This is a genomic window from Actinobacillus vicugnae (assembly GCF_901687125.1).
Taxonomy (GTDB): Bacteria; Pseudomonadota; Gammaproteobacteria; order Enterobacterales; family Pasteurellaceae; genus Actinobacillus; species Actinobacillus vicugnae.
Window position 1 is genome coordinate 66,315 of sequence record NZ_CABFJY010000044.1, and the last position, 14,904, is coordinate 81,218.

The 14,904-nt window shown below is 37.8% G+C and carries 13 protein-coding genes; 8 read left to right on the forward strand and 5 right to left on the reverse strand.

Annotated features, from left to right (window positions below; genetic code table 11):
- Positions 1–96: 96 nt before the first annotated feature.
- The 3 genes from rbfA (at position 97) to F8M47_RS08515 (ending at position 2,551) form a co-directional block, all read left to right on the forward strand.
- Complete coding sequence (gene rbfA, locus F8M47_RS08505) at positions 97–480, forward strand: 30S ribosome-binding factor RbfA (RefSeq protein WP_150539679.1); 384 nt, start codon at positions 97–99, stop codon at positions 478–480.
- Positions 480–1,397, forward strand: a complete 918-nt coding sequence (gene truB, locus F8M47_RS08510) for a tRNA pseudouridine(55) synthase TruB (RefSeq protein ID WP_150539680.1) — start codon at positions 480–482, stop codon at positions 1,395–1,397. Before rbfA ends, truB begins: the two co-directional genes overlap by 1 nt.
- Before the next feature lie 62 nt (positions 1,398–1,459).
- A complete protein-coding gene (locus F8M47_RS08515) occupies positions 1,460–2,551 on the forward strand; it encodes a lytic murein transglycosylase (RefSeq protein WP_150539681.1) in 1,092 nt (363 codons plus the stop codon).
- A 169-nt stretch (positions 2,552–2,720) separates the two neighbouring features.
- Here F8M47_RS08515 and dld read toward each other — a convergent pair whose 3' ends face one another.
- Positions 2,721–4,415, reverse strand: a complete 1,695-nt coding sequence (gene dld, locus F8M47_RS08520) for a D-lactate dehydrogenase (protein WP_150539682.1) — start codon at positions 4,413–4,415, stop codon at positions 2,721–2,723.
- Between the two features lie 175 nt (positions 4,416–4,590).
- On the opposite strand from dld, the gene F8M47_RS08525 reads away from it, so the two are divergent.
- Positions 4,591–4,776, forward strand: a complete 186-nt coding sequence (locus tag F8M47_RS08525; RefSeq protein WP_150539683.1) for a YegP family protein — start codon at positions 4,591–4,593, stop codon at positions 4,774–4,776.
- A 109-nt stretch (positions 4,777–4,885) separates the two neighbouring features.
- Here F8M47_RS08525 and pta read toward each other — a convergent pair whose 3' ends face one another.
- Together pta and F8M47_RS08535 are read right to left on the reverse strand one after the other, a co-directional pair.
- A complete protein-coding gene (gene pta, locus F8M47_RS08530) occupies positions 4,886–7,024 on the reverse strand; it encodes a phosphate acetyltransferase (RefSeq protein ID WP_150539684.1) in 2,139 nt (712 codons plus the stop codon).
- A 52-nt stretch (positions 7,025–7,076) separates the two neighbouring features.
- Complete coding sequence (locus F8M47_RS08535; RefSeq protein ID WP_150539685.1) at positions 7,077–8,285, reverse strand: acetate kinase; 1,209 nt, start codon at positions 8,283–8,285, stop codon at positions 7,077–7,079.
- Between the two features lie 306 nt (positions 8,286–8,591).
- Here F8M47_RS08535 and cpdB point away from each other — a divergent pair, with 306 nt between their 5' ends.
- Positions 8,592–10,571: a 2',3'-cyclic-nucleotide 2'-phosphodiesterase gene (cpdB, locus tag F8M47_RS08540; RefSeq protein WP_150539686.1), complete on the forward strand. Its 1,980-nt coding sequence runs from the start codon at positions 8,592–8,594 to the stop codon at positions 10,569–10,571.
- A 46-nt stretch (positions 10,572–10,617) separates the two neighbouring features.
- On the opposite strand, the gene F8M47_RS08545 is transcribed toward cpdB, so the two are convergent.
- Positions 10,618–12,096, reverse strand: a complete 1,479-nt coding sequence (locus tag F8M47_RS08545) for a nicotinate phosphoribosyltransferase (protein WP_150539687.1) — start codon at positions 12,094–12,096, stop codon at positions 10,618–10,620.
- Between the two features lie 523 nt (positions 12,097–12,619).
- Between F8M47_RS08545 and F8M47_RS08550 the strand changes: the two genes are divergently transcribed.
- Positions 12,620–12,904 carry a hypothetical protein gene (locus tag F8M47_RS08550; protein WP_150539688.1) on the forward strand — a complete coding sequence of 95 codons (285 nt, stop codon included), beginning with the start codon at positions 12,620–12,622 and terminating at the stop codon, positions 12,902–12,904.
- Positions 12,905–13,017: 113 nt separating this feature from the next.
- Here the strand turns inward: F8M47_RS08550 and F8M47_RS08555 are convergent, their stop codons facing one another.
- The gene (locus F8M47_RS08555) at positions 13,018–13,212 is read right to left on the reverse strand and encodes a hypothetical protein (protein WP_150539689.1); all 195 of its coding nucleotides are present in this window, start codon (positions 13,210–13,212) and stop codon (positions 13,018–13,020) included.
- A 159-nt stretch (positions 13,213–13,371) separates the two neighbouring features.
- Here F8M47_RS08555 and F8M47_RS08560 point away from each other — a divergent pair, with 159 nt between their 5' ends.
- Both F8M47_RS08560 and F8M47_RS08565 read left to right on the forward strand, forming a co-directional pair.
- Positions 13,372–14,523, forward strand: coding sequence for a phage/plasmid replication domain-containing protein (locus tag F8M47_RS08560; RefSeq protein WP_150539690.1), 1,152 nt, complete (start codon positions 13,372–13,374; stop codon positions 14,521–14,523).
- 40 nt (positions 14,524–14,563) lie between these two features.
- Positions 14,564–14,899 (forward strand): DNA-binding protein, encoded by a 336-nt coding sequence (locus F8M47_RS08565; RefSeq protein ID WP_150539691.1) that lies wholly within the window; start codon positions 14,564–14,566, stop codon positions 14,897–14,899.
- Positions 14,900–14,904 lie beyond the last annotated feature (5 nt).

Here is a 14,904-nt window from a genome sequence, read left to right on the forward strand (position 1 = left end):
ATTAAACAATGCGCAACATTAGGCAATTAGGACGATTTGAGATATAATTGCCCTAATTTTTTGGGCGATGCTCGCCCTTTATTTTTTGGAGAAAATATGAGCAGAGAATTTAAACGTAGCGATCGTGTGGCACAAGAACTACAAAAAGAGATTGCTGTGATTTTACAACGTGAGGTGAAAGATCCTCGAATTGGTATGGTTACCGTATCAGATGTGGAAGTGAGCCGTGATTTGGCTTATGCAAAAGTATTTGTGACCTTTTTATTCGATAATGATCAAAGTGCTATTGAACAAGGTATGAAAGGTTTAGAAAAAGCAAGTCCGTATATTCGTTCGTTAGTAGGTAAAGCAATGCGTTTACGTATTGTGCCTGAACTTCGTTTTATTTATGACCAATCACTCGTAGAAGGTATGCGTATGTCTAACCTTGTGTCAAACGTGATTAAAAATGACGAAGCAAAACATAAAGAGGACGAATAGTGTCTAGACCTCGTAAAAAAGGGCGTGATGTTCACGGTGTATTTTTATTAGATAAACCGCAAGGTATGTCTTCTAACGATATTCTGCAAAAGGTAAAACGCCTATTTCAAGCGAATAAAGCAGGGCATACAGGTGCACTTGATCCACTTGCAACAGGTATGTTGCCGATTTGTTTAGGAGAAGCGACTAAATTTTCGCAATTCTTACTAGATTCGGATAAACGCTATCAAGTTACCGCAAAATTAGGTGTACGTACCGATACTTCAGATGCAGAAGGGCAAGTGGTTGAAACACGTGCAGTCAATGTTACTGAAGCAGAAATTCTTGCTGCATTAGCGCAGTTTCGTGGAGATATTCTACAAGTGCCAACCATGTTTTCAGCGCTAAAACATAATGGCAAACCCTTGTATGAATACGCTCGTCAAGGCATTAGCGTAGAACGTGAAGCTCGCCCAATCACAATTTTTGAGTTGAAGTTTATAAGCTATGAGGCACCTCATTTAACCTTAGAAGTTCATTGCTCAAAAGGCACTTATATCCGCACACTTGTTGACGATTTAGGTGAGGCGTTAGGTTGTGGTGCGCATGTTACGGTATTACGTCGTTTAGCTGTAGCAAATTATCCGATTGGAGCCATGATGAGCTACGATGTATTGCAAAATTTAAGTGAAAATCAACCGCTTGAAGCCTTAGATCAATATCTTTTACCTTTAGATACCGCAGTAGAAAGTTTGCCAAAAATAAATCTAACTACGGAGCAAACCAAAGCGGTTGGTTTCGGTCAAAGAGTAAAATTTGAAAATGGGCAACAGATTTACGGTCTCGTTCGTTTATTCTCAGCAAATCATCAATTCCTCGGCGTTGCAGAAATCACATCAGATAACGTGATTCGTCCGAGTCGAATGGTAAACCTTTAGTTGTACGGTCTATTTTTACAAGATTTAGCTAAAAATAGACCGCTTTTAATGCAAAAAACAATATGAAATTCAAATTTTTAGCCATTCCTTTTACGGTAATTACACTCGCCATTGCGGGCTGTTCAAATAAAACTAACCGTTCATTTCAAGAGTTGCCACTTGATGCAACCTATAGCAAAACACGTACACTCAATCATTTTAATGATTATGTGCAATTTCTAAAACAAAAAGCAGCAGGCGCTGGTGTTTCAGATAAAACACTTAATGAACAACGTTTTATTAATTATAACGCTCGTGCTGTGCAACTTGACCAACAAGCAGGGCGTAAGCGTGATCCAAATGCGCCTGTACCTCAACCAAATCCTAATGGCGTAACTAATTATCTCAGCAAAGTATTAACGCAATCAAAAGTGAATACTGCAGTAGAAAATTGGTATGCATTTAATCTGCCATTAACCAAAGCAAGCCAAAAATATGGCGTACAAAAAGAATATATTATGGCACTTTGGGGGATGGAAAGTAGCTTTGGTCGTTACCAAGGCGATTTTGATGTACTATCTGTGTTAGCCACATTAGCTTTTGATGGTCGTCGTGAAAAATTGTTTACCCAAGAATTTGTGAATGCGATGAAAATGTTGGATAAAGGCACGATCAAACGTTATGAAATGCAAGGCTCTTGGGCGGGCGCAATGGGGCAAACCCAATTTATGCCAACCGCTTATCTACGCTATGCGGCAGATGGCGATGGCGATGGTAAAAAAGATATTTGGCATAATGAAGCAGATGCATTCGCTTCTATTGCTTCATATCTTTCGACTGTAGGTTGGGATAATAAACAGCCTTGGGGCGTAGAAGTGAAGCTTTCAAGCCCGATTGATATTTCGTTTTCAGGATTGGAAGAAAATAAAGCGAAAAGTTTAGGTGAATGGCAATCTTGGGGCGTATATCTCGCGTATCCGAATGCTCAAGAGAATATGAAACTGAGTGCATTAAATGGCAAGAAATTATGGCTGATTCGCCCAGATAAAGAAGCAGGTAGAGCATTCTTAGTTACGAGCAATTTTCGTACTTTAATGGATTGGAACCGTTCAAATAACTTTGGGATTAGTATCGGTAAATTTGCAGATCGGATTAATGCCTCGCTAGGTCAATAGCAAACAAGCGGTCACATTTACTAAAAAATTTCGGTATTATGAGCAGTTACACAAGCATTTTTTTGTAGGGGGGAACGGTGTTCGCCCGTATAAAAATATGCATTTGCTGCATAATTTCGAAAAAAATCTGCAAATTTTGACCGCTTGCTATTGGTAGTAAAACGCAGATTTATTCACGCCAATATTTTTTCTTACTCGTTTGTCCAATGCCAGGGTTAAAGCTATTGGTTGGGTCAAGCGCCTTATAAAATTTACGCAATTCAGGTTTGGCTTTGTATAAATGTCCTACGTTATGTTCTGCAGGATATTGCGCACCACGTTTATCCAATAATTCCAGCATATCATGTTCTAGTTTTACGCAATCATAGCCTTTTTTCACAATATAGTCCTGATGGAATACATGGCACATAAAATGCCCATAATAGAGCTTATGACTAATTTGTCGCTCAATTTCTGCAGGTAATTGTTCAAACCAATCCTGATCATTTCGGCGTAGTGCAATATCAAGCGCTACAATATCTTCCACTTCATTTTCATGGATCGCTCGGTAACGAATTGCTGCTCTTGCCACCGCAAAACGATGTAGCATTGCTGCTTGGGTTTCTACCGCATCACACTCAAAAAATGCTCCATTTTCACGTTGTGCAAAGTATGCTGAGAGATAGTTGCGAGCTTCTGCAACGCCTTTTCCGCCCATTTTTAGAATAAGGTGGTGTTCATAACGATCACGGAATTGCCATAAACTTTGTGGTAAATGCTCTGGAAGCCCTTTAGAAATTAATTGCATTAATTTATCGCTAAGGTGATGAGGTAAAAATGGTATTTTCTTACTGATACGATCCACATTTGCTTTTAAAGCAAATAGTTTTGGCAGCCATTGTGTGCCAAATTTCTTAATAACCCAAAAGGTGTCTTTACCATAACGGGCAGCAACATCAAAGGCTTCACGGTGAATATATTCACCTGAAATCGGTAGCTGTTCGAATTGGCTAAGCATATGGCGGCGTAAATCATTTAACACATTGGTAGAGTTTGTACCAATATAAAAAACGGCAGTTTCTTTTTCGAGCGGGAAGGTATCTAAACGCACAGCGAAAATGGCAAGTTTACCTGCACTACCTGAAGCTTCAAAATGACGGGCAGGATCTGCATTAAAACGGGCAGGGGAGTTTTCATCTATTTGACGAACATGATTGCAATAACTATGGTCATGGCCTATTCCGCAATCTTGTTGAATATCTTTTTGTTGATAACGCTGATGCTGTAAATTGGTTAGTATTTCTTCGGGGGTTGAGCCTAAATCTATACCGAGATGATTATGTAATTCTAGTTCACCCTGTTCATTTAATTGAGCATATAACGCCATTTCAGTATAAGCAGGGCCTCGTTGTACAAGTGCGCCACCAGAGTTATTACAAATACCACCAATTACAGAAGCCCCAATACAAGATGAGCCAATCACAGAATGCGGTTCCCTTCCATGGGGTTTTAATTGGCTTTCAAGTTCATTAAGAGTTGAACCAGGTAAACAAACCACTTGATTTGCGTTATTAATCAACTGAATGCCGTCAATTCGCATCACATTAATAATGACAATGTCACGATCGTAGTCATTACCGCTTGGCGTTGAACCACCAGTTAACCCTGTATTCGCCGCTTGATTGATGACAATAACATCATGTTCAATACAAGCTTTCAGAATCTGCCAAAATTCTAATAAGTTAGCTGGACGTACAACCGCAATTGCCGCACCAGAGCCGAATCGATAACCACTTCGATAAGATTCTGTTTTGGCAGGGTCGGTAATAATATATTGGTTTCCAACAATTTGGGTGAGTCGTGAGATAAGAGATTGTGCAGTCATATTGTTATCCTCTTGTAATAAGAATTAACAATATCATAACAGACAAAATCTAAACAGGGTGAGCAAATTTACGTAAATAAGCGGTTATTTTTCGTGAAAAATTTGCAATTTCTCACTAAATAAGTAATCTGGTCATTGCCAAGCGCTAAGTTTGGTTTTTTATGAGGAAATAAATATGTATTTTGAAATTTATAAAGATGCTAAAGGTGAGTTCCGTTGGCGTTTAAAATCTGGTAACCACCAAATTATAGCAACAGGTGGTGAAGGCTATGCAACGAAGCAAAGCTGCCAGAAGGGTATTGATGCTGTGAAAAAGATCACAGCTGAAACTGAAGTTAAAGACTTAACTAAAGAAGCATAACCACACAAGCCCTGATATTCAGGGCTTTTTGTTGCAAAAAAATGCTCAAACTTGACCGCTTGTCCATAAAAAATGCCCTCAAATGAGGGCATTTTGTTGGCGAATAAAATTAACCTTGAGTCGCTTGAATTGCGGTTAATGCGATTGTATAAACGATATCATCGACTAATGCACCGCGTGATAAGTCGTTTACTGGTTTACGCATACCTTGTAGCATTGGGCCGATAGAAACTAAATCAGCCGAACGTTGTACCGCTTTATAAGTGGTGTTACCTGTATTTAAGTCAGGGAACACAAATACGGTTGCTTTACCTGCGACTGGAGAGTTAGGAGCTTTAGAACGAGCCACATCTTCCATTACCGCAGCATCGTATTGTAACGGACCATCAATAATTAAATCTGGGCGTTTTTCTTGTGCAATACGGGTCGCTTCTTTTACTTTCTCTACATCTGCACCAGAACCTGATGTACCTGTTGAGTAAGAAATCATTGCAACACGTGGATCAATACCGAACGCTTTTGCTGATTCAGCTGATTGAATTGCGATTTCAGCTAATTGCTCTGCTGTTGGATCTGGGTTTACCGCACAGTCACCATATACAAGTACTTGGTCTGGTAATAACATAAAGAAGATCGAAGAAACGATTGAGCTACCAGGTGCAGTTTTGATGATCTGCATCGGTGGACGAATTGTATTTGCTGTAGTGTGAACTGCGCCAGAGACTAAGCCATCTACTTCGCCAGCTTCTAACATCATTGTACCAAGTACAACGGTGTCGGTTAATTGCTCGCGTGCAACAACTTCGGTCATACCTTTGTTTTTACGTAATTCAACTAAACGAGCAACATAGTTTTCGCGAACTTCTTCAGGGTTGATAATCGTAATACCTTTACCTAATACTACGCCTTGAGATTCAGCTACACGTTGAACATCCGTTGGGTTTGCTAAAAGTACACATTCAGCAATACCACGTTCAGCACATAATGCTGCAGCTTTAACAGTACGAGGTTCATCACCTTCTGGTAACACGATACGTTTTTTCGCTTGGCGAGCGTATTCTGTTAATTGATAACGGAATGCTGCAGGTGATAAACGACGTGCACGTGTTGCCGCTTTAGACACTTCATCTACAAAGCCAGCATTGAATTGGCTTGCTACATATTCTTTAATTGAAGCGATACGTTCTTTATCGTCCACTGGCACTTCTAGGCTAAAGCTTTGTAAGCTAAGTGCAGTTTGCCATGTATTACCTTCAACACGGAATACAGGTACGCCTGATTCAAATGCTTGTTGGCAAAGTTTAGCAATCGGAGTTTCAATTTTATAACCACCTGTTAATAAGATTGCACCAATTTCAACGCCATTCATTACGGCTAAAGAAGCGGCTACTAATACTTCAGGACGGTCTGCTGAAGTAACTAATAAGCTACCTGCTTTAAAGTGATCGACCATGTGTGGCAAGCTACGAGCGCAGAATGTAACACCACGAATACGGCGAGTTTGAATTTCACCTTCGTTGATAATCGCTGCGTGTAAATGTTTTGCCAAATCAATTGCACGAGTAGCGATTAAATCTGATTTCCACTCAACACAAGCAAGTAATTTAATTGGACTTTTTACGAATAATGCTTCCACTTCAGCCACATTTTGTGTGCTGTGTTGGAATGAGTCGAAGATTTCGGTCAAATCTGGACGGGTACGACCTGATTCATCTACTGGAGCATTGAATTTGTTGATGATTACACCTAATAAGTTAGGGTTATGACGACCACCAAATTCTGAAGCTGCTGCCTCAATACGTTCTTTTAATTGCGCAGGTTTATCTGAACCTGGTGCCGCAACTAAGATAATTTCTGCATCTAACGCTTGAGCAATATCGTAATTGACGCTATTTGCGTATGAGTTTTTACGCGTTGGGATCAAACCTTCAATGATTACAACTTCATTGTTTTTTGAAAGTTGTTGATGACGCTCAACCACTTTCTCTAATAACACATCACTTTGGTTTTGACCAATTAATGCTTCAGCTTCGCTCAACATAAATGGTTCACCCACTTCCGTGGTTTGTGCTGCTTTAATAATAGAAGTAGAGCGGTCTAATGCATCTTCACCAGTAATTGGTTGTGCAATAGGTTTTAAGAAGCCAACTTTAGAACCTTTTTGTTCTAAAGCGTGAACTAAACCTAAACTTACACTTGTTAAACCAACACCTGTTGTTGTTGGGATTAAGATAATAGTTCTCGACATATGTAATTCCGATTGTGTGAAATAGGAAAAGGGCAGAATCCTGCCCTTGTAATTATAATGCTAATTTAGCAGTGTCTTGTGCAATCACTAACTCTTCATTTGTTGGGATTACTACAGCTTTAAATGCTGAATCATCAGCAGTAATTATACCTGATTTACCAAAACGAGCGGCTAAGTTACGTTCGTTATCTAATTTAACACCGAGTAATTTTAAGTGGTTTAAAGCTAACTCACGTACGTGACCCGAGTTTTCACCAATACCACCAGTAAATGCGATAGCATCTAAGTGATCATCGCCTAAAATTGCCATATATGCGCCGATATATTTTGCTAAACGATAGCTATAAACATCTAAAGCACGTTTTGCTTCTGGTTTTGAAGTATCGTCATAGTTATCTTCTGCATAGCGACAGTCACTAGTTACTTCAGTTAAACCTAAAAGACCTGATTTTTTCACTAAAGTCTCTTCAATTTGCTCCATTGACATACCTAAGTTTTTGTATAGGTAGAAAATGATTGCAGGGTCAATATCACCAGAACGTGTACCCATTACTAAGCCTTCTAATGGAGTTAATCCCATAGAAGTATCAATACATTTACCGTTACGAACTACAGATACAGAACCACCATTACCTAAGTGACAAATAATTACATTAGTTTGATCTACAGGTTTACCTGCTAATTCAGCAACTTGTGACGTAATAAATAAATGGCTCGTACCATGTGCACCATAGCGACGAATACCATTTTCTTTATAGAGTTTGTATGGAAGCGCGTATAAATATGCTTCCTCAGGCATTGTTTGGTGGAATGCTGTATCAAACACAGCAACGTTTTTCTCTTTTAAATCAGGGAAAATACGGAATGCTTCTTTAATACCGATTAAATGTGCTGGGTTGTGAAGTGGAGCAAATTGAATAGCGTTCTCAATGCCTTTAACTACATCATCATTGATCACTACTGATGAAGTGAATTGCTCGCCACCGTGAACGATACGGTGACCGATAGCACCAATGCTTGATTTTAGTTCTTCAGATAATAATTCATTTGCAATGAATGTTAATGCTTCGCTATGCGCTGCTCCTGCACCTAAATCTGCATTGCCTTTTTCGCCGTTTAATTTCCATTTAATACGAGCATCTTCTAAATGAAATGCTTCCGCTAAGCCAGATAATTTTTCATCACCAGTCTTAGGATCTAAGATAGCAAATTTTAGAGAAGAGCTACCACAGTTAAGGATAAGGATTAAGTTTTTAGACATGTCAAACACCTTTTTTCTTTGTTTGTGAAAGGATTGATAAATTGGCACACAAGAAGTGTGTACGTCACTATAAGAATACACTTTTCAGCACATAAAATAAATTGCTATTCCCAAATAATAGTGAAAAACTGCTTAAATTTTGATTCGAACTAGAGTTTTGTTTCAAATAAAGTACACTTTATACCTAAACAAAGCTTTTTTATTTGCACTCGATCACGAAATAACAAAAAAGCAGTGGAGCATAAGCGGTTATTTTCTTACAATAATTTGCAAATTTTTATGCTAAAACAAAGAGGAGTGATTTCTATGTTAAATAGAAGACGTTTTATTCAATTAGGTGCAAGTGCAATGCTTGTATTAGGTACACAACGTTTTGCATTTGCAGCAGGCACAAGTAATAATGCAGATTTACGTATTATTGCGACAACCGATATTCACAGTTTTTTAACGGACTTTGATTATTATAAAGATGCACCAACTGAAAAATTTGGTTTTACTCGTACAGCAAGTTTAATTGAACAAGCACGTAAAGAAGTTCAAAACAGTGTGTTAGTGGATAACGGCGATTTAATTCAAGGTAACCCAATTGCAGATTATCAAGTAACTGTTGGCGCTAAAGAAGGAAAAGCAGATCCTGCAATTAAGGCACTTAATGCAATGAAGTACGAAGTAGGTACACTGGGTAATCACGAGTTTAACTACGGTTTAGCCTATTTAGATAATGTGCTCAAACAGGCTCATTTTCCAATTATCAATGCTAATATCGTAAAACCAGGTACTGATGAACCATTCTTCCAGCCTTATTTTATTCAAGAAAAAACCATTATTGACACAAACGGCAAACCACGAACTTTAAAAATTGGTTATATTGGCTTTGTACCACCGCAAGTTATGGTGTGGGATAAAGCGAATCTTGATGGTAAAGTTGAAGCGCGTGATATTGTAAAAACGGCAGAAAAATATGTGCCTATTGTGAAAGCTCAAGGTGCAGATGTAATTATTGCTTTAGCACATACAGGTCCTTCTGACGAACCTTATAAAGAAGGAGCAGAAAACTGCGCATTCTATCTTGCAGATGTTAAAGGTATTGATGCAGTTATTTTTGGACATTCTCATCGTCTATTCCCAAACAAAGAGTTTGAAAAATCACCAAATGCAGATATTGCCAAAGGTACTATGAAAGGTGTACCAGAAAGCATGGCAGGTTACTGGGGCAATAATATCAGTGTCGTAGATTTAAGTTTAGCCGAACAGAATGGTAAATGGGCGGTAGTAGATGGCAAAGCGGCTCTTCGTCCGATTTATGATGCAGAAGCGAAAAAAGCAACTGTTGAAAATCACCCTGAGATCGTTGCTTTATTGAAAGAAACCCATGAAGAAACTCGTAAATTTGTTTCACAACCAATTGGTAATGCAACTGATAATATGTACAGCTATTTAGCACTAGTACAAGACGATCCAACTATTCAAATCGTAAACCAAGCACAAAAAGCCTATGTAGAAAATGTGGTAGTGAAAGGCTTACCTGAGTTAGCTGGTTTACCAGTATTAAGTGCAGGTGCTCCGTTTAAAGCAGGTGGGCGTAAAAATGACCCAACAGGCTTCACCGAGGTAGATAAAGGACAATTAACCTTCCGCAATGCGGCAGATCTATATCTTTATCCGAATACCCTTGTTGTTGTAAAAGCAACGGGGGCAGAGCTAAAAGAATGGCTAGAATGTAGCGCAGGAATGTTTAAACAAATTGACCCAACTAGCACACAGCCACAAAGTTTATTAGACTGGACTGGTTTCCGTACTTACAACTTTGATGTCATTGATGGAGTAGAGTACCAGTTTGATATTACCCAACCAGCTCGTTATGACGGGGAATGCAAATTAATCAACGAGAAAGCACATCGAGTAGTGAATCTAACTTTTAATGGTAAACCAGTCGATCCAAAACAAGAGTTTTTAATTGCCACTAATAATTATCGTGCCTACGGTGGTAAATTCCCTGGTACAGGCGATAGCCATATTGTGTTTGCTGCACCTGATGAAAATCGTCAGATTTTAGCAAACTACATTTCGGCAGAAAGTAAAGCTAAAGGTCATGTTGTGCCAACGGCAGATAAAAACTGGCGCATTGCACCGATCAATGCAAAAGTGAAATTAGATGTTCGTTTTGAGACCTCACCAACAGAACAAGCGGCGACATTTATTAAAGAAAAAGCACAATATCCAATGACATTAGTTGGTACTGATGAAGTTGGTTTTGCGGTGTATCAAGTTGATTTAACTAAATAGTGTTATCACCAGCTTTAAGCACGGAATACTCGGTATTCCGTGCTTATTATAATTGAGCGTGAATATTATCTCTAATTTGATCAAAGCTCGTATTGTTTACTAGTTTCCCATTCTCAAAAACGAGCACTAATAAATCATCAGAGAAATCATCTTCTGCAGTTAATCCATCTACATAATGCTCATACGACAGTACTTTAACTCGACCTTTCTGAGACTTTTTCAAACCGTCATCCGTTTTAGGATTTTTAAAAATGGCTTTCTCAACTCCATTGATCGTGATAGAAGTCGCTTTTACTGCAAAGCCAAGAGTATCTCTTGTATTGCGTTGATAGGTTTGCGCGCCAACACCAAACACAATATTACTAGAGGCAAAACCTTTTCGTTCTAATCCTTCCAATACCGCTAACATTTTTTCATAAGTCACGCCATCACCATAAATAGCGCCAATGTGCGGATCTAATACTTTATAGCCTTTGGAATTCAGCGTTCCTCCAAAAATATCCCATAAACATTCGATTAAACCTTTACGTTCTTGTTTATCACAAGCGGTCGGATTTCCACAAAGAATTGCAAAAAAATCACCGCTATCTGGGCGAATCACAACACGCGCATATTCTGGACGCGCTAAAATTTCCTGTTTTAATAATGGCAAATTAACACTGATGTTATGCCAAAAGTCTGTAGTATCAGCCACAATCGACAGCATATTATGAGGAAATTTCTGCATTAAATAGCGGAATGTTGGCAATTCATCCACACCGTGCGCACTCATCACAGAATGTTCTGAAGCAGGAATAGAGGAGCCAATTAGCTGCTGCGAGCCATAATATCCTTCAATAAATGAAATAGCAGGAATGGTATCTGTGCCTAAGAAGCACGTTAAATGTCCAGCACCAGATAATTCTGCCGACTCTAATGAACTCATGCCACGCATTGAAAAATCATGGGACTGAAACAGAAGGTGATCATGATTATCACAGGTTTTTTGCGCAAATTGAGTGAGGGTAGAGCGATAAGCAAAAGCAATAGAAGCGGAAGTTATCGGTTGCCATAAACAAACATTAATCAGCGTTTCTAAGTAATTGGTTAGCCAAAAAAAACGAGGATCTGTGTTTTCAATCGTCATTACAGGCACTTTAGGCGCAATCGATTGTCCTTCAGGAATTGCTTTGATTCGAATCGGTAAATAACCTAACTGATGCAATTGTGCAATATGTTCACCCGTATCATTAATTTGTAATGTTTTCGTAATAAATTGCGAATATTCAGATACCACCTCATCTTGCGGGCGACTAAAAAAATTATCATTAAAATAGTTAATCAAATATTTGCGGATAAATGCCTGAAAACCAAATGATACAATACGGGTTAAATAGGGCGCCTGTCGATTACTACGAGGGGTAAATGTACTATAAATAATTTGTGTATTTTCTGGATACTGAATACGATGTGAAGTTTTATAAAAATCGCATAACAAGGACGGAATCAGACTAGAACGTAATGTTTTGTTTAATATATTATTCATAATAACCACCTTTATGTTTTGTACAACGAAATAAAGTCTAGCATATGCAACAATAAAATGATAAGCATTTATGACAAAATGAATAAAAATATAGAATAACTGCATAAAATGTAATGTATCATTTTCATTATTTAGAAAGTTCAATCAAATAAGCGGCCATTTTTGCCAGATTTTTTGCAAATTTATCTGAAAAATAGCTACTTATAGAATTTAAGAAACCATCAGAGAAAGATGGTTAATGACTTAAAGCTATAATGGCGAAATCATTAAGTCATTACAACTTGGTTTATCCATACAAGCGGTCAAATTTGCGTAAAATTTTGCACAAGACATAAGTAAACCATTAATTATGAATAAGAAATCATAAGCTCTTATAAATCAATGGCTTACATCATTTTAATTCGCATAATGCTTTTTAAGGTTATGTTGAATTTGAGGGCAGTAAAATTCCCAAGGCTGCCCGAAAAATTTACACATAACCTTGTATTATGCGAATTAGGCTATAGTGCATTAAGGGCATTTTATGGCTGATATCACTTTATCTCACATCACACCTAAGCATTTCTTTGAGACAGTTAAACTCTTAAAAATGACCGAACATCGTATTTATTTAACCGTTGATTCCATTGAAGTCCGTTTTCGTTATGATAGGAACGAGCCTCCAGCAGCGACAGACAAGCGATTTCAGCAGCTGGAGCATTTTATGTTATTTCTTCAGGAGTTAGTTAATTCAGACGTACCTGTTGATTTAGATGAGTTTATCAGGACATATCGAAGAACAGCGGGAGGGCATTTTTATAAACGTTAAAAGTTGTATAAAAAGCGCGCAAAGAAGTTCGGGAGTTCTGTAACACCCGAACTTTGGTATGGTTTTCCATACTTTTTAATGTTTCCGAGTTAAAAAATTTGTTCAATTTTTATCTATTTTGTTGTTTCCGTTGTTTTGTGTATTAAGTCTTGTTTAGCCTCATTTAGATAATTTTCTATCATAAAATTTACAACATCAGTCCATTTTGTGACTCGACCTGTCTTTGCCGTCACTTCTACAGCAACCCTTTCTATTTTCATATGCGTTTCAGCTGGTACGCCTAAATTTTTACGTTTAGCAGTGTTCATTTTTTATCCTTATTTTGAGCATTTAAATTGATTTGTACATTGTATTTCACAAAAATGATTCTAGAAAATGTGATATTGATCACTTGCTCACAAATGAAAAATCTTTTAAGATATTATCACTTGTGAGCAAGTGAATATTTAAAATTAAAAGGTTGCTTTATGAACTATCACATCGACTGGTTATCAATAGAACAAGATTTTGGATTCGAAATTCCAGAATCTACGCTTGCATCTATTTTTGATTTCGGTGTAATAGGCATTCATTTAGACACTGGAGAAGTTCAAAATGGCATAAGAACAGGAAAATATCGTCACAAAGGCAGTTTCTGCGATGAAGTTTCGATTAAGGTTTCTGGGTCGGTTATTCGGATGGAAGGTAATCCTAGCCGTTGGAATAAAGTCGAAAATGTTCTAGGCTTTACCGATATTGATTCTTGTGTTTCTTGTTTCAATAATATTCTTTTCTCTCTTAAACTCCCTTTATTTACTCGTTGTACTGAGATTTTCCACTGTCAAGGCAAAGACGGTGAAAAAGTACGTAACTTTTCAAATGGCGCAATCATCAAGCGTTTAGATATTACGACTAATGTTTCCGTAGGTCGTGGCAATGAACGTACTTTCTTAAAAGCCCTTTCACAAATGCGTTACCGCAATTCAATCGGTAGATTACATACAAACGGCTGCACAGCAGACTGGCTAAGTGCAAAGGGCAATGCCAATCTTATTTACCCGTCCTGTTATATCAAGCATGAAGAGCTATTAATTCATTCTTACGACAAAATCAAAAATAAATTTGGTGAACAGTCAGCAGAATTTCAATATTACAAAAAAGTTTACGATTACTGCGAACAAAATGGGGTAGTTCGCTTTGAGCAAAAGCTTAAGTCACGTTATTTACAGCGAGAAGGGCTTTGTTACTGGGGTTTAAGTGATTTTTCGGATTTAGAAGCATTACAGAAAGGGTTTGTAGATATGCATAAAAAATTAAGTGTGAGCGAAGTGAAATTAGAAACAATAGCCGAGCAACTTGTTTCAGAAGGGATAGTCGATACATTGCGTAAAGCGAGTACAACCGCTTATTACGCTATGTTATGGGCTAATGGGCAGAATCTTTTTTTAAAAGAGGCTCAATTTAAATTACACCGAGCAAGATTACGCAAAATAGGGATAGATATCGCAAACCCTTGTGATATAGAAAAATTCCAAGCCGTTAGAGTGATTTCATGTGAGCAGATCTTCGTTAAACCGTTTAAAGCCCCCGATTTTTATCAATATCCAAGCAATATGCCGAAATTGCGGTTAGTTGCTTAAGTTTTAGTAGTTAAGTTATAACATTTTAAAGGAGCATTTTATGCGTACAGGTTTTTATATCGTCGGTATTCTTAAAGGATACAAAAATTCATCATTTACTAACCGTGAAACCGGTGAAGTCAAAGATAAGCACAATTTGGGTTTGCAGCTTCAAGAACCCGATGGCTACGGTGGTTACAACACATCAACCCAAGAAGTTAAATTAGATGATCGTTGTGTAAATGACAATTTAAAAAGAACCATTGAGCAATTCAAAAATAAATTAGTGATGGTTTTAGTTTATCCACGTGAATGGGCGATGGAAGGTGGTCGTAAAGGGATTACATATAATTTTGATGAAAACTCAACAATTGAGCTTGTTAATGAAAAACAATAAACCCT